Source organism: Pseudomonas sp. Y24-6 (assembly GCF_020295325.1).
In the GTDB taxonomy this organism is placed as follows: Bacteria; Pseudomonadota; Gammaproteobacteria; order Pseudomonadales; family Pseudomonadaceae; genus Aquipseudomonas; species Aquipseudomonas gregormendelii.
On sequence record NZ_JACBXG010000002.1, the window covers coordinates 305,542 to 327,757 of the forward strand.

At 60.0% G+C, this 22,216-nt stretch carries 21 protein-coding genes; 11 read left to right on the forward strand and 10 right to left on the reverse strand.

The window, feature by feature from the left end; all coding sequences use genetic code 11:
- Positions 1–20 precede the first annotated feature (20 nt).
- Positions 21–1,319 carry an MFS transporter gene (locus tag HYI44_RS05150; protein ID WP_122840966.1) on the reverse strand — a complete coding sequence of 433 codons (1,299 nt, stop codon included), beginning with the start codon at positions 1,317–1,319 and terminating at the stop codon, positions 21–23.
- A 365-nt stretch (positions 1,320–1,684) separates the two neighbouring features.
- Between HYI44_RS05150 and HYI44_RS05155 the strand changes: the two genes are divergently transcribed.
- Positions 1,685–2,089 (forward strand): acyl-CoA thioesterase, encoded by a 405-nt coding sequence (locus HYI44_RS05155; protein ID WP_003176975.1) that lies wholly within the window; start codon positions 1,685–1,687, stop codon positions 2,087–2,089.
- Between the two features lie 70 nt (positions 2,090–2,159).
- Positions 2,160–3,059: a D-hexose-6-phosphate mutarotase gene (locus HYI44_RS05160; RefSeq protein ID WP_122840965.1), complete on the forward strand. Its 900-nt coding sequence runs from the start codon at positions 2,160–2,162 to the stop codon at positions 3,057–3,059.
- A 22-nt stretch (positions 3,060–3,081) separates the two neighbouring features.
- Here the strand turns inward: HYI44_RS05160 and HYI44_RS05165 are convergent, their stop codons facing one another.
- The 5 genes from HYI44_RS05165 to HYI44_RS05185 form a co-directional block, all read right to left on the reverse strand.
- Positions 3,082–3,618, reverse strand: a complete 537-nt coding sequence (locus HYI44_RS05165) for a DUF3299 domain-containing protein (protein ID WP_122840964.1) — start codon at positions 3,616–3,618, stop codon at positions 3,082–3,084.
- 86 nt (positions 3,619–3,704) lie between these two features.
- Positions 3,705–3,950 (reverse strand): GlsB/YeaQ/YmgE family stress response membrane protein, encoded by a 246-nt coding sequence (locus tag HYI44_RS05170; protein WP_045057799.1) that lies wholly within the window; start codon positions 3,948–3,950, stop codon positions 3,705–3,707.
- Positions 3,951–4,057: 107 nt separating this feature from the next.
- Positions 4,058–5,140: a 5-(carboxyamino)imidazole ribonucleotide synthase gene (locus HYI44_RS05175; RefSeq protein WP_225568900.1), complete on the reverse strand. Its 1,083-nt coding sequence runs from the start codon at positions 5,138–5,140 to the stop codon at positions 4,058–4,060.
- Between the two features lie 11 nt (positions 5,141–5,151).
- Positions 5,152–5,643, reverse strand: coding sequence for a 5-(carboxyamino)imidazole ribonucleotide mutase (purE, locus tag HYI44_RS05180; protein ID WP_017341565.1), 492 nt, complete (start codon positions 5,641–5,643; stop codon positions 5,152–5,154).
- 307 nt (positions 5,644–5,950) lie between these two features.
- The gene (locus tag HYI44_RS05185; protein ID WP_045057796.1) at positions 5,951–6,859 is read right to left on the reverse strand and encodes a LysR substrate-binding domain-containing protein; all 909 of its coding nucleotides are present in this window, start codon (positions 6,857–6,859) and stop codon (positions 5,951–5,953) included.
- A gap of 180 nt (positions 6,860–7,039) precedes the next feature.
- Between HYI44_RS05185 and aspA the strand changes: the two genes are divergently transcribed.
- The 6 genes from aspA (at position 7,040) to HYI44_RS05215 (ending at position 14,922) form a co-directional block, all read left to right on the forward strand.
- Positions 7,040–8,464 carry an aspartate ammonia-lyase gene (aspA, locus tag HYI44_RS05190; protein ID WP_045057795.1) on the forward strand — a complete coding sequence of 475 codons (1,425 nt, stop codon included), beginning with the start codon at positions 7,040–7,042 and terminating at the stop codon, positions 8,462–8,464.
- A gap of 412 nt (positions 8,465–8,876) precedes the next feature.
- Entirely contained in the window at positions 8,877–10,328 is a 1,452-nt protein-coding gene (locus HYI44_RS05195) for an alanine/glycine:cation symporter family protein (protein ID WP_225568901.1), read from the forward strand.
- Between the two features lie 161 nt (positions 10,329–10,489).
- On the forward strand, positions 10,490–11,494 hold the full coding sequence (locus HYI44_RS05200; protein WP_225568902.1) for an asparaginase: 1,005 nt from the start codon (positions 10,490–10,492) through the stop codon (positions 11,492–11,494).
- 155 nt (positions 11,495–11,649) lie between these two features.
- On the forward strand, positions 11,650–12,642 hold the full coding sequence (locus tag HYI44_RS05205; protein WP_225568903.1) for an AraC family transcriptional regulator: 993 nt from the start codon (positions 11,650–11,652) through the stop codon (positions 12,640–12,642).
- 134 nt (positions 12,643–12,776) lie between these two features.
- The gene (locus HYI44_RS05210) at positions 12,777–13,808 is read left to right on the forward strand and encodes a histone deacetylase family protein (RefSeq protein WP_225568904.1); all 1,032 of its coding nucleotides are present in this window, start codon (positions 12,777–12,779) and stop codon (positions 13,806–13,808) included.
- Between the two features lie 13 nt (positions 13,809–13,821).
- Positions 13,822–14,922, forward strand: a complete 1,101-nt coding sequence (locus tag HYI44_RS05215; protein WP_122840959.1) for a polyamine ABC transporter substrate-binding protein — start codon at positions 13,822–13,824, stop codon at positions 14,920–14,922.
- A 110-nt stretch (positions 14,923–15,032) separates the two neighbouring features.
- Here the strand turns inward: HYI44_RS05215 and HYI44_RS05220 are convergent, their stop codons facing one another.
- Complete coding sequence (locus HYI44_RS05220; protein WP_225568905.1) at positions 15,033–16,583, reverse strand: PLP-dependent aminotransferase family protein; 1,551 nt, start codon at positions 16,581–16,583, stop codon at positions 15,033–15,035.
- A gap of 90 nt (positions 16,584–16,673) precedes the next feature.
- On the opposite strand from HYI44_RS05220, the gene HYI44_RS05225 reads away from it, so the two are divergent.
- From HYI44_RS05225 to HYI44_RS05235, 3 genes are read left to right on the forward strand one after another with little or no spacing between them, the layout of a single operon-like run.
- Positions 16,674–17,297, forward strand: coding sequence for an FMN-binding negative transcriptional regulator (locus HYI44_RS05225; RefSeq protein ID WP_122840957.1), 624 nt, complete (start codon positions 16,674–16,676; stop codon positions 17,295–17,297).
- A 9-nt stretch (positions 17,298–17,306) separates the two neighbouring features.
- Positions 17,307–17,753: a GNAT family N-acetyltransferase gene (locus HYI44_RS05230; protein WP_225568906.1), complete on the forward strand. Its 447-nt coding sequence runs from the start codon at positions 17,307–17,309 to the stop codon at positions 17,751–17,753.
- Between the two features lie 17 nt (positions 17,754–17,770).
- A complete protein-coding gene (locus HYI44_RS05235) occupies positions 17,771–18,442 on the forward strand; it encodes a GNAT family N-acetyltransferase (RefSeq protein WP_225568907.1) in 672 nt (223 codons plus the stop codon).
- A gap of 85 nt (positions 18,443–18,527) precedes the next feature.
- Here the strand turns inward: HYI44_RS05235 and HYI44_RS05240 are convergent, their stop codons facing one another.
- The 3 genes from HYI44_RS05240 to oadA all read right to left on the reverse strand — a co-directional run bounded on the left by HYI44_RS05240 (position 18,528) and on the right by oadA (position 22,215).
- Positions 18,528–18,809, reverse strand: a complete 282-nt coding sequence (locus tag HYI44_RS05240) for a helix-turn-helix domain-containing protein (RefSeq protein WP_045060833.1) — start codon at positions 18,807–18,809, stop codon at positions 18,528–18,530.
- On the reverse strand, positions 18,806–20,158 hold the full coding sequence (locus tag HYI44_RS05245; RefSeq protein ID WP_201147252.1) for a type II toxin-antitoxin system HipA family toxin: 1,353 nt from the start codon (positions 20,156–20,158) through the stop codon (positions 18,806–18,808). The genes HYI44_RS05240 and HYI44_RS05245 overlap by 4 nt, the downstream gene beginning before the upstream one ends.
- Positions 20,159–20,406: 248 nt before the next feature.
- Positions 20,407–22,215 carry a sodium-extruding oxaloacetate decarboxylase subunit alpha gene (gene oadA, locus HYI44_RS05250; RefSeq protein WP_045060834.1) on the reverse strand — a complete coding sequence of 603 codons (1,809 nt, stop codon included), beginning with the start codon at positions 22,213–22,215 and terminating at the stop codon, positions 20,407–20,409.
- Position 22,216 lies beyond the last annotated feature (1 nt).

Here is a 22,216-nt window from a genome sequence, read left to right on the forward strand (position 1 = left end):
AGATTGAAGAAGATTGCGCGTCAGCGCCCCTTCCTCCAGAGGTACCCGCCCACCACTATCCCTACTCCACAAATAATTGCGACGTAGTAGGCCGGCCCCATCGGGCTTTCCTTGAGCAGCAGGGTCACCACCATCGGCGTCAGGCCGCCGAAGATGGCGTAGGCGAGGTTGTAGGAAAACGACAGCCCGCTGAAGCGCACCACCGCCGGAAAGGCCTTGACCATCACGTAGGGCACCGCACCGATGGTGCCTACCAGCAAGCCGGTCAGGGCATACATAGGGAATAGCCAGTCGGGGTGGTTGAACAGGCTGTGGTAGAAGGTCCACGAGCTGATCAGCAACGCGGCGCTGCCGAACACGAATACCCGACCTGCGCCAAAGCGGTCCGCCAGTGCACCGGACGCAACACAGCCCAGGCTCAGGAAGACGATGGCGAGGCTGTTGGCCTGCAAGGCGACGGTTGGTGCGAAATGGTAGACGGTCTGCAGCACGGTCGGGGTCATGAGAATGACGACGATGATGCCGGCAGACAGCAACCAGGTCAGCAGCATGGAAATCAGGATAGCGCCACGATGGTCACGCAATACGGCCTTGAGCGGCACTTCTTCGGCCAGCGCTTTGCGCAGTTGCAGCTCGGCAAATACCGGGGTCTCGTGCAGCCAGCGACGCAGGTAAACCGAGAACAGGCCAAACACACCCCCCAGCAGGAACGGGATACGCCAGGCGTAATCAGCGACTTCGGTGGGGGTGTAAAGGCTGTTGATCGCGGTAGCAACCAATGAGCCCAGGAGGATGCCGGCGGTCAGGCCGCTGGTCAGGGTGCCGCAGGCGTAGCCGATGTGACGCTGGGGCACATGCTCGGAAACGAAAACCCACGCGCCGGGCACTTCCCCGCCGATAGCCGCGCCCTGGATGACCCGCATCAGCAGCAACAAAATCGGTGCCCACATGCCGATCTGCGCGTAGGTTGGCAGCAGACCCATGATCAGGGTCGGCACCGCCATCATGAAAATGCTCAAGGTGAACATTTTCTTGCGGCCCAGCAGGTCGCCGAAGTGCGCCATGACAATGCCGCCCAACGGGCGCGCCAGGTAACCCGCAGCGAAGATGCCGAAGGTCTGCATCAGCCGCAGCCACTCGGGCATGTCGGCCGGGAAGAACAGTTTGCCCACCACCGTGGCGAAGAATACGAAGATGATGAAGTCGTAGAATTCCAGCGCACCACCGAGGGCGGACAGGGACAGGGTCTTGTAGTCATTACGAGTCAGCGGACGTGCGGGTTGTGTTGGCTGCGCGACGCTCGAGGGCGCTGTGGTCATGGCAAGGCTTCTCTTATAGTCGAATCTGCAACCTCAACAGCTCTGGCCGAGGCTTGGGCAGGTCCGGCACGATAGCAAATTGTTCGAAAAAGCACATGGATGTGCATATTTGACGGTCAAAATGAGAACCCGACGGTCGTCTCGGAGTCTACCGACCGATATACTCGCAATCTTGCAACGATTTGACTGGGTTGCTGTGCGAAAACGCCTGCCGGGGTACATAGGCGATTTCGCAGAGTTTCCCTTTTAGGCGCCTTTCGAAAAACGTGACGAACGTAGTATGTTCGGGGCTGAATCGTTTTTTCTTAGGACGGCTATTCACCTGAAGTACCAATGAAGACTCACGGGTCAGAGGCACCCCCGGCATGATAGAGCTCGAACAAGAAGATCCAATCCCGCAAGGCGACCTGGCCCTGCAAATTACTGCATTGCCGCGCGAAACCAACGGCTTCGGCGATATTTTCGGCGGTTGGCTGGTGGCGCAGATGGATTTGGCTGGCACTGCGATGGCCAGTAAGGTCGCGGGCGGACGGGTAGCTACCGTGGCGATCGATCGCATGGCGTTCCTGGTACCGGTCGCGGTAGGCGCCCAGCTCTCCTTCTATACCCAGGCCCTGGAAATCGGCCGTAGCTCGATCCAGATGATGGTTGAGGTGTGGAGCGACGATCCGCTGTCCAGCGAATGGCGCAAGGTCACCGAAGCGGTGTTCGTGTTCGTTGCCATCGACGGCAGTGGGCGTACCCGTTCGGTTCCGTCCAGAGCTCGATAGCCTTAAAGCGTCAAACGCCGGGAGCGTTTTGCGGTCCATTGCAGCCCTGTTCCAGATTGAGAGTCGCCCCATGAGCACGCCCAACGTTGAAGCCATGAAACTGGATGAACTGAACTGCTGGCGCATCCGCCACGGTCAGGCCGAATTGCTGGTGGCCCAGCAAGGCGCGCAAATCCTCAGCTATCAGTTGGCAGGCCAACCGCCGCTGATCTGGCTCAACGATGAGGCAGTGTTCAAGACCGGCAAGAGCATTCGTGCCGGTGTGCCCGTCTGCTGGCCATGGTTCGGCAATCTGGCGCGCAACCCGCAAAGCGTTCAGGCCATGCGTTCCAGCCAGGAGCCGGCGACGGCCCACGGGTTTGTCCGGGCGATGGACTGGGAGCTGGCCGGCATCGAGACCGAAGGTGAAAGCCTGAAGGTCGAGTTCGCCCTGCCCAACCCCGATGGCGGCTTTCCAGGCTGGCGGCATGAGGTGGATCTGAAGCTGAGCATTCGCCTGGATGAGCAGCTGCACATCGGCCTGACCAGTCATAACCGCGGCAACTCAAGCGTCACGATCAGCCAGGCATTGCACAGCTATTTCGCGGTCAGCGATGTGCGCACGGTGCATGTCGAGGGCCTGGATGGCTTGAACTACATCGAGACGCTGGATGCCTGGAAAACCGTGAAGCAGATCGGTGACCTGCAGTTCACCGGCGAGACTGATCGCATCTATCTCGATACGCCCCAAACGCTGAGCATTGTTGACCCGGCTTGGGAACGGCGGATCGAGCTGCGCAGCAGCGGCTCGCGCTCGGCGGTGATCTGGAATCCGTGGGTTGAGCGCGCGGCAGCGTTCAGCGACATGGCTGACGATGGCTGGCAGCGCATGCTGTGCATCGAGACGGCGAATGTGATGGACGATGTGGTGGTGCTGGCGCCGGGGTCGAGTCACACGCTTGGTGTGAACATCGCCAGCAAGCCGCTTTAAAAGCTTCGCTTTAACCAGACACCTACAAATCCGACTCCTGCACCACCCGCACCGTGGCGGCATCCAGGGCATACGCCGCATCAGCCAGGTCGTTATTGACCTGCTCGACTTTCAGCGTGCCGGTGACCCACAGCGGCGTGTAGATATCATCCAGTTTCAAGCCTTTTGGGTAACGCACCAGCACCAGCTGATTGGGCGGCGGTGGTGGCACGTGGATGCAGGCGCCTGGATAGGGCACCAGGAAGAACAGCGTGCTCCGACCTTTGGCGTCGCTCTCCAGCGGCACCGGATAACCACCGATACGAATCTTTTTGTCGTTCATCGACGCTACGGTTTTGGTCGAATACATCACTGCGGGCAAGCCCTTGCTCTGCTTCATGCCACCTTTTTCGGTAAAGGTGCCATCGCCTTCGGGAGAGTCGTGATCGATTTCCGGCATGGCCTCGAGGGCCTTCTGGTCGGACTTGGGCATCAATTCCAGCCAGTCGGTTTCCGGCAGCTCACTGCCATGGACGAGGCCGGCGCCCAATAAAAGTACAGTCAACAGAGTGCGGCGCATGGAGGTGCTCGGGTTTGGGGAGTGTTGGAACGCCGAGCATTCTAGCCCTCTCTGCACGCCGCGCAGAGAGGGCTTTGTCGCTTGAATCAGTTCTTTTTGATCAAGCCGTAGATCACCAGCAAAATCACGGCACCGACCAGCGCGCCCAGGAAACCTGCGCCTTCGCCGGCCTGGTAGAAGCCCAACGCCTGGCCGCCATAAGTGGCCGCCAGCGAACCGCCGATACCGAGCAAGATGGTCATGATCCAGCCCATGCTGTCATCGCCCGGTTTCAGGAAACGCGCCAGCAGGCCGACGATCAAGCCGATAAAGATGGTTCCAATAATTCCCATGACATTTCCCTCTGATTTGAATGGCTATGCAGAAGACTAGTCAGACTTTCGCATACTGCCATCAGAGAACGGCGGGCCTTGAATGGTTCCGCCGCTGTCAGGTGAAACTATTCGGCGATGAGCGCTTCGACCTTGATGATCTGCTGCTCCAGCGTGGCCTTGTCGGCGCAGCGCAGGTTGGCATGACCGACCTTGCGACCAGCCTTGAACGCCTTGCCATAGTGATGCAGGTGGCAATCGGCGATGGCGATCACTCTCTCGACCGGCGGCACGACGCCGATGAAGTTGAGCATGGCGCTCTCACCGACCTTGGCCGTCGAGCCCAGCGGCAAGCCGGCAACGGCGCGTAGATGGTTCTCGAACTGGCTGCACTCAGCGCCTTCCGTCGTCCAGTGTCCGGAGTTGTGCACGCGAGGGGCGATTTCGTTGGCCTTGAGACCACCGTCAACCTCGAAGAACTCGAACGCCATCACGCCCACGTAATCCAGGTGTTTGAGCACGCGGCTGGAGTAATCTTCGGCCAGGCCCTGCAGGGGGTGATCGGTACTGGCCACGGACAGCTTCAAGATGCCGCTGTCATGAGTGTTGTGCACCAGCGGGTAGAACCTGGTTTCGCCATCGCGAGCGCGCACGGCAATCAGCGAAACTTCCCCGGTAAAAGGCACGAAGCCTTCCAGCAGGCAGGCCACGCTGCCCAGTTCGGCAAACGTGCCTGTTACATCTTCGGGTTTGCGCAGGACTTTCTGGCCCTTGCCGTCGTAACCCAGGGTGCGGGTTTTCAACACGGCAGGCAGGCCGATGGACGCCACTGCGGCGTCCAGGTCGGCTTGCGACTGGATGTCGGCGAACGCTGGCGTCGGTATCTCCAGGTCCTTGAACATGCTCTTCTCGAACCAGCGATCACGCGCGATTCGCAGGGCTTCGGCGCTCGGGTACACCGGAACGAACTGAGAGAGAAATGCGACGGTTTCCGCCGGTACGCTCTCGAACTCGAAAGTCACCAGATCGACTTCATCTGCCAGCTGGCGCAGGTGATCCTGATCGCCATAATCGGCCCGCAGATGCTCGCCCAAGGCGGCTGCGCAAGCATCCGGCGCAGGGTCCAGGAAAGCGAAGTTCATACCCAGCGGGGTGCCCGCCAACGCCAACATGCGACCCAACTGGCCGCCACCGATTACACCGATCTTCATCGTCAACAACCTCAGGCGATGCGTGGGTCTGGATTTTCCAGGACGCTGTCTGTCTGCTCAGCGCGGAATGTTTTCAGCACCGCATGGAACTGCGGGTGCTTGGCGCCCAGGATGCTTGCCGAGAGCAAGGCTGCGTTGATTGCACCGGCCTTGCCGATGGCCAGCGTGGCGACCGGAATGCCCGCAGGCATCTGCACGATGGACAGCAGCGAGTCGACGCCCGAAAGCATGGACGACTGCACCGGCACGCCCAGCACTGGCAGGTGGGTCTTGGCCGCACACATGCCTGGCAGGTGCGCCGCGCCGCCGGCACCGGCGATAATCACCTCGATGCCACGCGCCTCGGCCTCTTCGGCATACTGGAACAGCAGGTCCGGGGTACGGTGGGCAGAGACCACTTTCACCTCGTAAGGAATGCCGAGCTTTTCCAGCATATCGGCGGTGTGGCTAAGGGTGGACCAATCGGACTTGGAGCCCATGATCACGCCAACCAGTGCACTCATCGTCGTGCCTCTTCTCTCTGGGCGCCCGCAGGCGCGTCAAAAAACAACAAGCCACGCGGGAAATCCGGCGTGGCTTGTTGTACGAATTCAGGCCGGTCGAACCGGCCAAAGGCCGCGCAGTATACCGTAATGAAGCAGATAAACAGCCCCCGAAACGACCATCTGTCCTACGGCGCAAAGTGCCGGTTTTATTGACCTGAAGGTCAGCCAAAAAGATCAAAAGATCGCAGCCTTCGGCAGCTCCTGCGCCGATCTCTGCAGGAGCTGCCGAAGGTTGCGATCTTGGCGTCCGTAAACACAGCGCAGTTTATGAACCCTGCGCCGCACCGCCTTCCAGCTTGCGCCACAACAACCGCACATTCGCCTTGCGAACCAGCGCACAGCGATACAGACGAATTTCCAGCGGCACATGCCATTGCGGGCCGCCGCATACCACCAGCTCCCCGCGCGCCAGCTCGGCGCGCACACTCAGTTGCGGCACCCACGCTATCCCCAGGCCTTCGAGTGCCATGCTCTTGAGGCTGTCGGCCATCGCCGTCTCATAGATGGTGGTGAAGCGCAGTGCCCGCTGGCGCAGCAGCATATTGACCGAACGCCCGAGGAATGCACCGGCGCTGTAGGCCAGCAGTGGCACACTGCCTTCGCCTTCGAGATCGAACAGTGGCTTGCCATCGGCATCGGCGGCACACACCGGGAGCATTTCAGTCTGGCCCAAGTGTAGAGACGGGAAAATCTCGGGGTCCATCTGCATCGCAGCGTCAGGGTCATAGAACGCGAGCATCAGATCGCAGCCGCCTTCGCGCAACGCGTGCACCGCGTCACCCACATTAGTGGCGACCAGTCGAGTGGCGATGTTCAGGCCTTCGTTGCGCAACTGCGCAATCCAGCGCGGAAAAAAGCCCAGGGCCAACGAGTGCGCCGCAGCGACTTGCATGACCTCACCCTGCCCGCCTTCCAGGTGATGCAGGTGGCGCAGCACTTCACCGAGTTGCTCGACCACTGTTCGCGCGGTGACCAGAAACAACTGTCCCGCCGCCGTCAGTTCTATCGGCGTGCGCGAGCGGTTGACCAGCTGCAGGCCCAGTGCCGTTTCCAGGCTGCGGATGCGCCGGCTGAAGGCAGGCTGCGTCACGAAACGGCGTTCGGCGGCCTGGGAGAAACTTCGGGTAGCGGCCAGGGCACTGAAGTCCTCAAGCCATTTACTTTCCAGATTCATCAAGTCCTCCCGGACACGCACCAAATTAGGTCACACGCTCTTTTCGAACACAGCGTCACATTCCCATTATGCCGAATTTGCATAGGTCAGTGTTTAACAGCATTGGCCGAAAACTCTCTACAAGCCTAGCATTTGCAGTGTTCCGGCACAGCCCGGGTCCATATTGAGATGATTTCTATCATGTCCTCCGCTGCATCTTTCCGCACAGAAAAAGACCTGCTTGGCGTACTTGAAGTACCTGCTCAAGCGTATTACGGCATCCAGACCCTGCGAGCGGTGAATAATTTCCGTCTCTCCGGCGTTCCGATTTCGCATTACCCGAAGCTGGTCGTCGGCTTGGCAATGGTCAAACAGGCCGCCGCTGACGCCAACCGCGAGCTGGGTCACCTGAGCGAAGCCAAGCACGCTGCCATCAGCGAAGCCTGTGCACGATTGATCCGCGGTGATTTCCACGAAGAGTTCGTGGTGGACATGATTCAAGGCGGCGCTGGCACTTCGACCAACATGAATGCCAACGAAGTCATCGCCAACATCGCACTGGAGGCCATGGGTCACCAGAAAGGCGAATACCAATACCTGCACCCGAACAACGACGTGAACATGGCGCAGTCGACCAACGACGCCTACCCGACTGCGATCCGCCTGGGTCTGCTGCTGGGTCACGACGCACTGCTGGCCAGCCTCGACAGCCTGATCCAGGCGTTCGCCGCCAAGGGTGAAGAATTCAGCCACGTATTGAAGATGGGGCGTACCCAGCTGCAAGACGCCGTGCCGATGACTCTCGGCCAGGAATTCCGCGCCTTCGCCACCACCCTGAGTGAAGACCTGGCACGCCTGAAGACACTGGCTCCCGAGTTGCTGACTGAAGTGAACCTGGGCGGCACAGCCATCGGTACCGGCATCAACGCCGACCCGCGCTACCAGCACCTGGCCGTTCAGCGCCTGGCGTTGATCAGCGGACAACCGCTGGTACCGGCTGCCGACCTGATCGAAGCCACCTCGGACATGGGCGCCTTCGTGCTGTTCTCCGGCATGCTCAAACGTACCGCCGTCAAGTTGTCGAAGATCTGCAACGACCTGCGCCTGCTGTCCAGCGGCCCGCGCACCGGCATCAACGAAATCAACTTGCCGGCACGTCAGCCAGGCAGCTCGATCATGCCCGGCAAGGTCAACCCGGTAATCCCGGAAGCAGTGAACCAGGTTGCATTCCAGATCATCGGCAACGACCTGGCGCTGACCATCGCGGCCGAAGGCGGCCAGCTGCAGTTGAACGTGATGGAGCCGCTGATCGCGTTCAAGATCTTCGACTCGATCCGCCTTCTGCAACGCGCCATGGACATGCTGCGCGAGCACTGCATCGTCGGCATCACCGCCAACGAAGAACGCTGCCGTGAACTGGTCGAGCACTCGATCGGCCTGGTCACCGCACTGAACCCGTACATCGGCTATGAAAACGCCACCCGCATCGCCCGTATTGCCCTGGAAAGCGGCCGTGGCGTGCTGGAGCTGGTACGTGAAGAAGGCTTGCTCGACGACGAAATGCTCGCCGACATCCTGCGCCCGGAAAACATGATTGCTCCGCGTCTGGTCCCGCTTAAAGCCTGAGCCGACACGTTGTTTGCAGTACCGCTCACCAGGTCGAGGGACTAGACACCTCTCACCTTTTGAGGGCTTGGGGACTTGCTCCCCAGGCCCTTTTTTTTACCGAAAAACCCGTGGGAGCGAGCCTGCTCGCGATGGCGGTGGCAAACCTGGATTAGATGGGACTGATATACCGCTTTCGCGAGCAGGCTCGCTCCCACACAAAAGCATGGGTATAGTGCCGCCCCTCTTCGCGTGAGCGGTCGTCGGTAACGAGACCCAAACCCATGCGAAACCCGAACTAATAACAAACCCGCGATTTGGAACCGGGACGAAAACTTCGCCTCGCCTGTTTTGCCGTGCGCAAATCGGTGTAACGCGATGTTTCTGCCCCGCCCAGCATTTGCCTACACAAAAAAACAGCGAGGAATAATCCATGCTCGAAGTCATTAACGACTTCCTCTCAGGAAAAGTACTGATCGTGCTCATTGTCGGGCTCGGTAGCTACTTCACGATCCGCTCGCGTTTCGTACAACTGCGCCACTTCTTCCACATGTTCGCGGTGTTCCGTGACAGCCTCAAAAGCAGCGCCGGGCAATTGAGTTCGTTCCAGGCCCTGATGCTCAGCCTCGCCGGCCGCGTCGGTGCAGGCAACATCGCCGGGGTCGGCATCGCCGTGACCCTGGGTGGCCCGGGCGCTGTGTTCTGGATGTGGGTAACTGCACTGGTCGGCATGTCCAGCAGCTTCTTCGAATGTTCCCTCGGCCAGCTCTACAAGCGCTGCGATTCCGAAGGCCAGTACCGTGGCGGTCCGTCCTACTACATCCAGCACGGCCTGCAGAAACGCTGGCTGGGCATGATCATGGCATTCCTGCTGCTGATCACCTTCGGCTTCGCCTTCAACGGCTTGCAGTCCCACGCCGTGACCCACTCACTGAACAACGCATTCGGGCTCGACACCACTTACACCGGGATCGGTCTGGCAGTGCTGCTGGGCCTGGTGTTCATTGGTGGTATCAAGCGTATCGCCAAGGTCGCCGACCTGCTGGTTCCCGTGAAAACCCTGGTGTACATCGGCGTGACCATCTACGTGATCGTGCTGCAGTTCGATCAAGTGCCAGGCATGTTGATGACCATCGTCAGAAGCGCTTTCGGTCTCGACCAGGCGTTCGGCGGCCTGATCGGCAGCGCGATCATCATGGGCGTGAAGCGCGGCGTGTTCGCCAACGAAGCCGGCCTGGGCAGTGCGCCTAACGTGGCGGCGGTGGCCTCGGTCGAGCACCCGGTGGCACAAGGCGTGGTGCAGGCGTTCAGTGTGTTCCTGGATACTTTCGTGATCTGCACCTGTACTGCTCTGCTGATCCTGCTCTCGGGTTTCTACACCCCTGGTTTCGAAGGCGATGGCATTGCCCTGACCCAGAACTCGCTGGCAGCCGTAGTGGGCGAGTGGGGCCGGATGTTCATTTCCGTGGCGCTGGCCCTGTTTGTGTTCACTTCGATCCTCTACAACTACTACCTGGGCGAGAGCAACCTGCGCTTCCTGATCGGTGAAAACCGCAAGGCGCTGATGGGTTACCGCGCGTTGGTGTTGGTGCTGATCTTCTGGGGCGCGATCGAAAACCTGGGCACGGTGTTCGCATTCGCCGACATCACCATGACCATGCTGGCCTTCGTCAACCTGATCGCGCTGTTCCTGCTGTTTAACGTCGGCATGCGCATCCTGCGCGACTACGACGACCAGCGCGCTGCCGGCATCAAGACGCCGGTGTTCGATTCGAGCAAGTTCCCGGACCTGGACCTCGACCTGAACGCCTGGCCTGCCAATCCACCAGCCGCGGCCACCCAGGCTGAAGCTGAAGCGCAAGGCGTACCCGCAGCGCAACGCTGATCGGTGAATGACGGGCGCATCCCCTGCGCTCGTCAGTTAAAATGTAAAACCTGTGAGAGCAAGCCTGCTCGCGATAGCGCTACGACAGTGCAATGTCGACTGCCAGTGCGCTATCGCGAGCAGGCTCACGCCCACACGTCATGTCTTGTGGAGATTTGCCCATGGTTCCCAGTTCCTACCCTGCCGCCCAGCACGTCATGGTGCTCTACACCGGCGGCACCATCGGCATGCAGGCCAGTGCCAACGGCCTGGCCCCGGCGTCCGGTTTCGAAGCACGAATGCGCGAATACCTGCACAGCCAGCCTGAGCTGGTGGTGCCCCAGTGGCGTTTTCGCGAGATGTCGCCGCTGATCGACAGCGCCAATATGAGCCCGACGTATTGGCAGCAACTGCGTGAAGCGGTGGTTGACGCCGTCGATGTACAGGGCTGCGACAGCGTGTTGATCCTGCATGGCACCGACACGCTCGCCTACAGCGCGGCGGCGATGAGCTTTCAGTTGCTCGGCCTGCAGGCCCGGGTATGTTTCACCGGTTCGATGCTCCCGGCCGGCGTCGCTGACAGCGATGCCTGGGAAAATCTCGGCGGAGCATTGGTGGCGCTTGGGCATGGCGTGGCCCCAGGTGTGCATTTGTACTTCCATGGCGAACTGCTGGACCCGACTCGTTGCGCGAAAGTACGCAGTTTCGGTCGACACCCGTTCAAGCGTCTGGAGCGTCAGGGTGGTGGTGCGAAAGCGTCTGCTGTGCCGATGCAGCTTGGCTACCAGCAACCCAGGCAGCTGGCGAAAGTGGCAGTGATGCCGCTATTCCCAGGGATTGGCGCCGAGCAACTGGACGGCGTGCTCAACAGCGGCATTCAAGGCCTGGTGCTGGAGTGCTACGGCAGCGGCACCGGGCCGAGCGACAACCCCGAGTTTCTCGCCGCGCTGTCGCGGGCCCGCGATAAAGGTGTGGTGGTGGTCGCGGTAACCCAGTGCCATGAAGGTGGCGTAGAGCTGGACGTGTACGAAGCTGGCAGCCGATTGCGCGGTGTTGGCGTGCTTTCCGGCGGCGGCATGACCCGAGAAGCAGCGTTCGGCAAGTTGCATGCGTTACTGGGTGCCGGCCTGGACACCGCTGAGGTACAGCGGCTGGTCGAGCTGGACCTGTGCGGCGAGCTCAGCTGACATACAAAACCTGCGGGAGCTTGCTCGCGATAGCGGAATGTCAGTCACCTCAGTGTTGAATGTGCCGCCGCATCGCGGGCAAGCCCGCTCCCACAGGTTCATCATTGGGCACATAACTTGCTGCGTTCCAGCCATCCCCAGGCTGGAAGCCGCCCATGCTCCACTCCCACCTCACCACCCTCAACGCCGTTTCCCTGGTGCTCGACGCCTTCAAGGCCAAAGGCCTGTCCAGCGATGCCCTGCTCGCCGGCAGCGGTATCTGTGCGGCGGATCTGAACCGGGCGGACACGCGCATCACGACCAACCAGGAGATGCAGGTCTGCGCCAACGCGGTCGCGCTCAAGCGTGATATCGGCCTGGAACTGGGCCGCAGAATGCACGTTTCATCCTACGGCATGCTCGGTTATGCCCTGCTCACCAGTGCCACCTTCGGTGACGCTTTGCGCCTGGCGATGCGCTATCCGGCGCTGTTGGGAACACTTTTCGAGTTGAGCCTGGAAGAGGACGATGAGCGCATCTGGTTCGTCGCCGCCGATTACCGGGAGAATCCGGCACTGGCGGTGTTCAACGCCGAGTTTTGCCTGGTGTCGTTGAAAGTCATCTGCGACGACCTCCTGGGGCACCCCCTGCCGTTGCTGGCGGCGCGCCTGGAACACCCGGCGCCAGACTATCAGGCGATCTACGCCGAGCACTTCGACTGCGCCCTGCACTTCGACGCGCGGGACAACGCATTCGCCTTCGACAAGCGCTGGCTGGACCACCCCCTGCCACTGGCGGACACCATCACCCATCAGGCCATGGCCGAGCGCTGCCGCAAGCAGAATCTCGAATTCACTGGACGGCAGGCGTGGCTGGGGCGGATCCGGCAGTTGCTGCGCGCACAGCTCAATGCCGCACCGGGCCTCGAAGGCCTGGCGCAGCAGATGAATTGCTCGGCGCGCACGTTACGTCGCCATCTCAAGGAGTTGGGGTGCAGCTATCAGGAACTGCTCGATGAGTTGCGCTTCGAACAGGCCAAACACATGTTGTGCGAAGACCAGATGCCGATCTACCGGATTGCTGAAGCGCTGGGCTTCAGCGAGACCGCCAGTTTTCGACATGCGTTCGTGCGCTGGAGTGGCGTAGCGCCAAGCCAGTTCCGCCCTTGATAAATCGTTTAGGGGCGAATTTCGGTCACATTTTTTGGCCATATTGATCCCCTTTTGGCCTTTCCTGCCGTTCTCCGAATTGCCCTGCGCGAGCAAGACTGTGTTCAACCGAATCAGCCTGCGGAGAACAAGAAATGCTGACCATCTACTCTGACGACCATCACCTGCACCACGGCCGCTGCGAACTGATCGACGGGCAACTCAAGCCCTGCTTTGAAATGCCCTCGCGTGCAGACCACGTGCTGCAACGCGTGCAGAACCAGAACCTCGGCCCCGTGCATGCGCCGAAAGATTTCGGCCTCGACCCCATCGCCCGTATCCACAGCCGCGACTACCTGGACTTCTTCAAGGGCGCCTGGACACGCTGGACTGAATTTAATACTGATGGCGACTTGCTGCCGTACACCTGGCCAGCGCGGACCTTGCGTGCAATCAAACCCACCAGTCTGCACGGCCAACTCGGCTACTACAGCTTCGACGGCGGCGCCCCGATTACCGCCGGCACCTGGCAGGCGGCCTACAGCGCAGCGCAAGTTGCACTCACCGCACAGGCCCAGATCCAGGCCGGTGCCCACAGTGCCTTTGCCCTTTGCCGCCCACCGGGGCACCACGCGGCCAGCGACTTGATGGGTGGGTACTGCTACCTCAACAACGCCGCCATTGCCGCCCAAGCCTTCCTCGACCAAGGCCATGGGAAAGTCGCAATCCTCGACGTCGACTACCACCACGGCAACGGCACCCAATCGATTTTCTACGAGCGCAGCGACGTACTGTTCACCTCGATCCACGGCCATCCGGAAGCCGAGTTTCCGTTCTTTCTCGGCTACGATGACGAGCTGGGTGAAGGCGCAGGCGAAGGCTTCAACTTCAACTACCCATTGCCCGCTGGCAGCGGCTGGGATGCCTGGAGCGCGGCGCTGGAACAAGCCTGCGAAGAAATCGAAACATACGGTGCCGACATCGTTGTGGTGTCCTTGGGTGTCGATACATTCAAGGACGACCCGATCTCTCAATTCAAGCTCGACAGCCCGGATTACCTGGCGATGGGCGAGCGCATCGCCAAGCTGGGGTTGCCGACCCTGTTCGTGATGGAAGGCGGTTATGCCGTGGAGGAAATCGGCATCAATGCGGTGAACGTTCTTGAAGGTTTCGAACGCGCTCAATGAGGAAACAATAACAATGAACAGACTCAAGCGTCTTATTGCGCCAGTGTTGTGCGCCACGGTGCTCGGCGGCGCAGCTCACGCCGAAGAGCGAACCTTGCGCGTCTACAACTGGTTCGACTACATCACCCCCAAGGCACTGGAAGACTTCAAGGCACAAAACACCCAGACCAGACTGGTCTACGACATCTTCGACACCAATGAAGCGCTCGAAGCCAAGTTGCTGACCGGTAACTCCGGCTACGATGTGGTGGTGCCGTCCAACGTGTTCCTCGCCAAGCAGATCGAGGCAGGCGTGTTCCAGCCGCTGGACCGCAGCAAACTGCCGAATTGGAGTCACCTTGATCCCAAGTTGATGAAACTGATCGAAGCTAACGACCCGGGCAACAAATTTGCGGTGCCCTACATGTACGGCACCATCCTGATCGGTTTCAACCCGGACAAAGTCAAGGCCGCCCTGGGTGACAAGGCGCCTGTCGACAGTTGGGACCTGATCTTCAAGGAAGAAAACATCAGTAAGCTCAAGCAATGCGGAGTCGCCCTGCTGGATTCGCCATCGGAGATCCTGCCACTGGCCCTGCAACACCTCGGCCTGGACCCAAACAGCAAGCAGCCAGCGGACTACGCCAAGGCTGAAGCTCTGCTGATGAAAATCCGGCCCTATGTCACCTACTTCCACTCCTCCAAGTACATGGCCGACATCGCCAACGGTGACATCTGCGTTGCCGTCGGCTACTCGGGCAGCTTCTCCCAGGCCGCCAACCGCGCCAAGGAAGCCAACAATGGTGTGAGCGTCGACATGCGCCTGCCCAGGGAAGGCGCACCGATCTGGTTCGATATGCTGGCTATTCCAAAGGGTGCGAAGAACTCCGAAGACGCTTACACCTTCATCAATTACCTGCTGCAACCGCAGGTGATTGCGCCGGTCAGCGACTTCGTCGGTTACCCCAACCCGAACAAGGACGCTACCGAACTGGTCGACCCGGCGATTCGCAACAACCCCAACCTGTACCCGACCGACTCGGCGATGGGCACGCTCTATACCCTGCAACCTCTTCCGCGCGATGCCGAACGGGCACGCACCCGTGCCTGGACCAAAATCAAGTCAGGCACCTGAGTAATCATTGAGCTGAACCTGTCGATGGCCTGTTACGCAAACTCAATGAGCCGGCACTGCGCAAGCTCTATCTGGACCTGGAACCCTTGGCGAATACCGCCTCGTAGCGGCTACGGGCGCCAAACCTTTTCCAGGCGGCCCAGTGCAGCGCGGATGGCTTGCTCTGGAACCGCCGCGAAACCCAGGACCAGTCCGGCCCGCTGGTCCAGGGGGGGTGAAGAGTCCGGCAACCAATAGCTGCTCAGCGGATTGATCTCCACATCGACGCTGGCGGCCTGCTCGACCAGCTCCTGCTCTCGGCGCGGCGAGTCGACCGCCACCGTCAGATGCAGCCCGGCGGCCACGCCGGGCAGGCTGCCGATACCGGCAATCGCCTGCGGCCAACCAGCCAGGAGGGTATTACGTCGGCTAAGAGCGGCGCGGCGCATACGGCGGATGTGCCGCTGGAAATGCCCGGCGGCCATGAACTCGGCCATGACCGCCTGGGTGCTGACCTCGGAATGTCGCACGTCCACAGCTCGACGCTGGGAAAACGCCTGCACCAGTGCCGGCGGCAACACCAGGTATCCCAGGCGCAGCGCCGGAAAGGCGACTTTGCCAAAGGTGCCGACGTACAAGACCCGGCCGTGGCGATCGAGTGCTGCCAGCGGTGCCAGGGGGGCGCCGCTGTAACGGTATTCTCCGTCATAGTCATCCTCGACGATCCAGCCTCCGTTGCGCTCTGCCCAGGCCAGCAACTCCAATCGCCGCGCCAGGCTCATCACCACCCCTGTGGGGTATTGATGAGAAGGCGTTACGTAGGCGAGGCGGCAATCGTCAAGGCTGGCCAGCTGGTTGCAATCAATACCCTCATTGTCCACCGCCACCCCATGCAACCGCGCACCGGCCACTGCGAACGCATGGCCCGCCGCCCGGTACCCCGGATTTTCCAGAGCCACCCCGTCCCCCGGATCCACCAGCAGCTGTGCACAAAGGCTAATTCCCTGTTGCGCACCACTGGTGATCACTATTTGCTCAGCGGTGCACTGCATTCCCCGAGAGCTACGCAAATACGCGGCAATCATCCCTCGCAATCGCGCATCGCCGGCCGGATCCCCGTAGCACAGCTGCTGCAAGTCCGGTTTACGCCAGAAAGCCGCGTTCAGCTTGGCCCATATCTCAAAAGGGAACAGGTCGAACGCCGGCACACCCACCCGAAATGCCCGAGGCGGCCCGCTGGGTGGTGTCGCTAAATGGTTCTTTTCGACCCGTTCCAAAGCACCATTGTGGATAACTTTACTGGATGAAATTACAGGTAATTCCTGCCAATTTGTGGATAAGGCTGTGGACAAGCCTGTTGAAAACCCTGTGGATACTTTTGTGGATAGTTTTTTGTCGAGCGAGTCCGCTTGGGGCAATTGCGCGACATAAGTCCCGTCTCCCACTCGCCCCTCGATAAACCCTTCGGCATACAGTTGATCGTACGCCCGCACCACGCTATTGCGGGAAATTGCCAGCGCCGACGCCAATTCGCGTGTTGCAGGCAATCGGGTGCCACTGGCCAGCCGTCCATCCAGCACGCGCAGTCGTAAAGCCTGGTAAAGCTGTCGACTCAAACCCTGGCGTCGGTCGAGTTCGATACCAGCCGGATTGAACGACAGGGAAAGCAGCGACTGGCTCATGGTAATGGACCTATGAAATTGGTCGTTAATGGCTCTTACAACAGACCAATAGCCTGCCTAGGATGCAGGCATTCGCCAAGGAATTTTTCCATGTACAACCCAAGCAGCTTTGCCATCCACGATTTGGACGAACTGCAGCAGCAGATACTCGCCACCCGCCTCGCCCTGGTCGTCACCCATGGCGAACAAGGCTTGCAAGCCAGTCACCTGCCCCTGTTGCTGCGCGGCGACGAAGGTCCCAATGGCACGCTCTACGGTCATTTCGCCAGGGCCAATCCACAGTGGAAGGAACTGCACAATGGTGCTGAAGCGATGGTGATATTTGCCGGTGCCGATGCCTATGTCAGCCCCGATTTTTACCCCAGCAAAGCCGAGCACGGCAAAGTCGTGCCCACCTGGAACTACATCGCCGTGCACGCGTACGGCACTGCCGAGGTGTTCAGCGATTCCGGGCGCCTGCTGGAGCTGGTCAGCAGCTTGACCGATCGTCATGAAGCGGCCCGCGCGCAGCCGTGGAAAGTGAGCGACGCTCCGGCCGACTACATTGACGGGATGCTCAAGGCCATCGTCGGCTTTGCCCTGCCAATCCAGCGCCTGGAGGGTAAACGCAAACTCGGCCAGAACCGTAGCCCCGCCGATTATGCCGGCGTGCGCGAGGGGCTCGGCGCCAGCCCCGATGCGCATGATCAGGCTCTCGCTCACTTGATGCGTTAAGGAACCAACATGAGTCAGCTCGACATCCGCCAGGTCACCGCCGACGATCACGCCGCCTGGCTACCCTTGTGGCAAGCCTATCTGGATTTTTACAACACCCAGCTGCCTGAAACGGTCAGCCGAAGCACCTGGGAGCGCATCCTCGATCCAGGCGAGCCGACCCACGCCGCGCTGGCCTGGGCGGATGGCCGAGCGGTGGGCATGGTGCATTTCATCTACCATCGATCAAACTGGAGCATCGAGAATTCCTGCTACCTGCAGGACCTGCTGGTGGCACCACACACCCGCGGCACGGGCGTCGGCCGCCAGTTGATCGAATTCGTCTACGCCACCGCCAAAAACGATGGCTGCTGCAAGGTCCACTGGTTGACTCACGAGACCAACGCCACCGCGATCCAGCTCTACGAGCGTATCGCCGAGCGGCCGGGTCTCATCCAGTTTCGTAAAGCCCTTTAAGGTTCAAGGAGAACAGCATGGCGACTTCACTCGCGGACTGGAAAGGCGTCCCGGCCCCCTCGGTTCAAACCATCGAAGGTCGGTTTATCCGCCTTGAGAAACTCGATCCGGCCCGTCACGCCGATGGCTTGTTCAAAGCCCTGCAAGGTCCGGGCGCCGATCCCAAGCTGTGGGATTACCTGCCTTACGGACCGTTTCCAGAGCGCAGCGTGTTCGACGATTGGTTGAACAATCATGCGGCCCACAGCGACCCCTGTTTTTTCAGCGTGATCGACCGCGCCAGCGGTGAGGTGCAGGGCATTCTCAGCCTGATGTCGATCGTTGCGGCCCAGGGCCGCATCGAGATCGGCCACGTAACCTTCGGCGCACCAATGCAACGCTCACCGAAAAGCACCGAAGCTGTGTATCTGCTGGCCAGGGAATCCTTTGCCTTGGGTTACCGCCGCCTGGAGTGGAAGTGCAACAACGGCAACGTTCGCTCCAAGTACGCGGCCGAGCGGCTGGGATTCAGCTTTGAAGGAGTGTTCCGCCAGCACATGGTGGTCAAGGGCCAGAACCGCGACACCGCCTGGTATTCGATCCTGGACTCGGAGTGGCCGGCCATCGGCGCGGGCTTCGAACGGTGGCTTTCGGATGAAAACCAGACGACTTCGGGTCAGTTGAAGACGCTGGCGCAGTGCCGGGCTTAGGGACTGATCGGCTTACCGGCGGTGGCGCGTGAGCCATCGCAATCGCCGGCAAGCCGGCTCCTACGGATTGGCGGCGCGGCGTAGTTCAACGCTCACTATCGCGCCGCAGCCGCACCACCCCCATTTTCATTCCAAAAGGTCTGAACACTGCATTCAGGGATTTCAACGTCTGATTCCCCTCACCATGCTCGATATGTACCAGCGTGCGCACCGAAATCTTGCACATTTTCGCAAACTGCGTCTGGTGCAGGCCCGTGACCTCCACGCGTAAACGGCGAACCGCCTCGCCGATTTCAAGAGTGCCTTGGGCAAGTGCCTCCCGGATGCTCTCAATGAGCTTTGTGCGCTCTGCAACCGTCATGCTCATTTCAAGTCCCACTCTATCAAACGGTGCTCCAGGCTTTTCAAGGCAATTCGCGGGTGATTCATCGTCGCGTCAGGCAAACCACTGGCACTTAGAATGTCGGGAAGTGCAGCCAGGCGTCGGGCATCCGCACGCAGGCGCTCGTAGATTTGCGATGCATCGCCGAGTGTGGCCAATGGGTCATTCGGATCGGCCAGTTCAGCCACGGCGCTACACACGCCACGCCAATCCACGTCACCCGCCCGTTCCAGTTCTTTTGGCCACTTGGTAGTACGTGTAACACCTTCATCGTCCATCACCATCGGTGCCAGATCGTAAATCGGTGCCAGTCGAAACGAATCAGTGCCACGGATAATCGCGGTGTTGCGACCATGGTTGTCTGAGTTACCGAGAATCTTATTGATCAAGTCGCGTCTCAGATAATCAGCGACCAAATCAGGGATTTCATCAACTTGTCCCGCGCCACGCCAAAGCTTCGCGAGCAGTCGAATCACTTCGATGTGATCCATGGCACTACCGGGTGTAGTGATATTTGCCAACGAATAGACCGATTCGACGGCAAGGCGCTCGATTCTCTGATCGGTCACTCGGCGATCAAAACGCTTCATCCACAGACTCGGCTTGGTGGCCTCTTCCAAAGCCAGGCTCTGCGCCTCAATTGTTTCTATCCCCAGATCCTGCAGCGCCTTGTAGTAGTGATACTCACTCCTGAGGATATCCTGGTCTGTTTTCGAGCCCTTATTGCGGGCGAACTTCACGAACCAGTGCTGGGTAACCTCGGCATCCTCAAGCACAGCATCGGGGTATAGAAGACCACTTTTATTTTGAGCCAGCAAAAGCTTTGGAGCCTCGCCTCCCGCCCCCGTCGCTCCACCAATCGCGGCACCTTGCTCATAGGCATATTCAAGAAACCGGTTATCACGGGCGATCACGTCCTGACGCTCGAAACCCATTGCCTCGCGCGGGTCTACTGCTTCAGCAGATTCTTTTATCCGCATATTGCCGATCGGTGCCGGCGTGCTTCGAGCAAGTAGATAAAGGGCAGCGTCGATATTTGCAGGCTTGTCTCGGCCGATGCGAGCCATTAGAAATCTTTTCGCCGCTCCTGCAGGTGCAATGTCATACACGAACGCCGGGGCATTGGAGCGCCATCCATCCCAATCCAGTGGAAGCCTGGCACTCACAGCTTTCGCGAAAGGTGTTCCGATGGATTCATAGTTGTCGGCCAGATAACTCTGTTCGTAACCGAAGCTGCAGCGGCTCTCAAAGCCTTTTTCAGGGCTGTCAAAGCTCAAGACCATGGCGTCGCGCCAGGTAGCGTCGATGTAGACCTGTAAGGTGAGGTTATACATGCCATCTTCACCTGCATTTAAATGCATATTTTGACGTTAATTGCGAAGCAAACACGCAATATAGTGCATTCAGACCTGTGAAGCACCCTTGAGAACTGCAGTATAATGCAGATAAAAGTTAAACTTTCAATAAAAAACGCAAAATAATGCAGATGCGAGACGCTTGTCGGCAACCGCCCAAACGACAGCCAAAAAAAAGGGGAGCACATGCCCCCCCGAGGTTTAAAGCGGTGTACCGAGGCTGTTAATCAGCCTTCGATCTCGATCAGGATTTCGCCCGGGTTCACCCGGTCGCCCTTGGCCACGTGAATGGCGGTAACTTTGCCGGCGATGGCGGCCTGGACTTCGGTTTCCATTTTCATCGCTTCGGTGATCAGCACGGCCTGGCCGGCTTTCACCACGTCGCCTTCCTTGACCAGCACGTCGACAATGTTGCCCGGCATGGTGGTGCTGACATGGCCAGGCGCCGTGGCTTGCTTGCGCTTGCTGCTGCCGCCGCTGACGAACTCATTGAGCGGTTCGAACACCACTTCTTCCGGCATGCCGTCGATGGACAGGTAGAAGTGACGCTTGCCTTCGGCCTTGACGCCGACACCGGTGATATCGACTCGGTAGGTTTCACCGTGAACGTCGATCACGAACTCGGTCGGCACGCCTTCGCCACCGGCCGAGGTCACGCCACCGGCCTCTGGAATCGGCAGCAACACCTCAGGCGTCAGGGTGCCGGCGGCACGCTCTTCGAGGAATTTGCGCCCGATGTCCGGGAACATGGCGTAGGTCAGCACGTCTTCTTCAGACTTGGCCACCGAGCCGATTTCAGCGCGCAGCTTGGTCATTTCCGGCTTGAGCAGATCAGCCGGGCGCACGTCGATCACTTCCTCGCTACCGATCGCCTGGCGACGCAGTTTTTCATTGACGGTGCCCGGCGCCTTGCCATAGCCACCTTGCAGGTAGAGCTTCACTTCATTGGTGATGGTCTTGTAGCGCTCGCCGGCCAGCACGTTGAAGAACGCCTGGGTGCCGACGATCTGCGAAGTCGGCGTCACCAGAGGCGGGAAACCGAGGTCCTCGCGAACACGCGGGATCTCGGCCAGCACTTCGGCCATGCGGTTGAGGGCGCCCTGCTCTTTCAACTGGTTGGCCAGGTTGGAAATCATCCCGCCCGGCACCTGGTTGACTTGCACACGGGTGTCGACGGCGGTGAACTCGCTTTCGAACTGGTGGTACTTCTTGCGCACGGCGTAGAAGTACAGGCCGATTTCCTGCAACAGTTCCAGGTTCAGGCCGGTGTCGTACTCGCTGCCTTTAAGGGCGGCGACCATCGACTCGGTGCCCGGGTGGCTGGTGCCGGAGGCGAAGCTGGAGATCGCGGTGTCGATGTGGTCGGCACCGTTCTCGATCGCCTTGAGCTGGCACATGGTGGCCAGGCCCGCGGTGTCGTGGGAGTGGATGAACACCGGCAGGGACTGCTCGGCTTTCAACGCACGGACCAGTTCGCCAGTGGCATAAGGGGTCAGCAGACCGGCCATGTCCTTGATCGCCACCGAGTCGCAACCCATGGCTTCCATCTGCTTGGCCTGGGCCACGAACGCATCGATGGTGTGCACGGGGCTGGTGGTGTAGGCGATGGTGCCCTGGGCATGCTTGCCGGCAGCCTTCACGGCTTCGATGGCCGTGCGCAGGTTACGTACGTCGTTCATCGCGTCGAAGATGCGGAAGACGTCGATGCCATTGACCGCAGCCTTGGCGACGAAGGCTTTGACCACATCGTCGCTGTAGTGGCGGTAGCCCAACAGGTTCTGGCCACGCAGGAGCATTTGCAGGCGAGTGTTAGGCAGCGCGGCGCGCAGTTGGCGCAGGCGCTCCCACGGGTCTTCTTTCAGGAAGCGTACGCAGGCGTCGAATGTCGCACCGCCCCAGCATTCCAGCGACCAGTAGCCGACCTTGTCGAGCTTGTCGCAGATCGGCAGCATGTCTTCAGTGCGCATGCGGGTCGCGAGCAGCGATTGGTGGGCGTCGCGCAGGATCGTGTCGGTGACGTGGATTTTCTTGCTCATT

Coding starts and splice junctions, on each gene's coding strand:
- HYI44_RS05150 (WP_122840966.1), bottom strand. CDS start 1,319: ATGACCACAGCGCCCTCGAGCGTCGCGCAGCCAACACAACCCGCACGT.
- HYI44_RS05155 (WP_003176975.1), top strand. CDS start 1,685: ATGATAGAGCTCGAACAAGAAGATCCAATCCCGCAAGGCGACCTGGCC.
- HYI44_RS05160 (WP_122840965.1), top strand. CDS start 2,160: ATGAGCACGCCCAACGTTGAAGCCATGAAACTGGATGAACTGAACTGC.
- HYI44_RS05165 (WP_122840964.1), bottom strand. CDS start 3,618: ATGCGCCGCACTCTGTTGACTGTACTTTTATTGGGCGCCGGCCTCGTC.
- HYI44_RS05170 (WP_045057799.1), bottom strand. CDS start 3,950: ATGGGAATTATTGGAACCATCTTTATCGGCTTGATCGTCGGCCTGCTG.
- HYI44_RS05175 (WP_225568900.1), bottom strand. CDS start 5,140: ATGAAGATCGGTGTAATCGGTGGCGGCCAGTTGGGTCGCATGTTGGCG.
- purE (WP_017341565.1), bottom strand. CDS start 5,643: ATGAGTGCACTGGTTGGCGTGATCATGGGCTCCAAGTCCGATTGGTCC.
- HYI44_RS05185 (WP_045057796.1), bottom strand. CDS start 6,859: ATGAATCTGGAAAGTAAATGGCTTGAGGACTTCAGTGCCCTGGCCGCT.
- aspA (WP_045057795.1), top strand. CDS start 7,040: ATGTCCTCCGCTGCATCTTTCCGCACAGAAAAAGACCTGCTTGGCGTA.
- HYI44_RS05195 (WP_225568901.1), top strand. CDS start 8,877: ATGCTCGAAGTCATTAACGACTTCCTCTCAGGAAAAGTACTGATCGTG.
- HYI44_RS05200 (WP_225568902.1), top strand. CDS start 10,490: ATGGTTCCCAGTTCCTACCCTGCCGCCCAGCACGTCATGGTGCTCTAC.
- HYI44_RS05205 (WP_225568903.1), top strand. CDS start 11,650: ATGCTCCACTCCCACCTCACCACCCTCAACGCCGTTTCCCTGGTGCTC.
- HYI44_RS05210 (WP_225568904.1), top strand. CDS start 12,777: ATGCTGACCATCTACTCTGACGACCATCACCTGCACCACGGCCGCTGC.
- HYI44_RS05215 (WP_122840959.1), top strand. CDS start 13,822: ATGAACAGACTCAAGCGTCTTATTGCGCCAGTGTTGTGCGCCACGGTG.
- HYI44_RS05220 (WP_225568905.1), bottom strand. CDS start 16,583: ATGAGCCAGTCGCTGCTTTCCCTGTCGTTCAATCCGGCTGGTATCGAA.
- HYI44_RS05225 (WP_122840957.1), top strand. CDS start 16,674: ATGTACAACCCAAGCAGCTTTGCCATCCACGATTTGGACGAACTGCAG.
- HYI44_RS05230 (WP_225568906.1), top strand. CDS start 17,307: ATGAGTCAGCTCGACATCCGCCAGGTCACCGCCGACGATCACGCCGCC.
- HYI44_RS05235 (WP_225568907.1), top strand. CDS start 17,771: ATGGCGACTTCACTCGCGGACTGGAAAGGCGTCCCGGCCCCCTCGGTT.
- HYI44_RS05240 (WP_045060833.1), bottom strand. CDS start 18,809: ATGAGCATGACGGTTGCAGAGCGCACAAAGCTCATTGAGAGCATCCGG.
- HYI44_RS05245 (WP_201147252.1), bottom strand. CDS start 20,158: ATGTATAACCTCACCTTACAGGTCTACATCGACGCTACCTGGCGCGAC.
- oadA (WP_045060834.1), bottom strand. CDS start 22,215: ATGAGCAAGAAAATCCACGTCACCGACACGATCCTGCGCGACGCCCAC.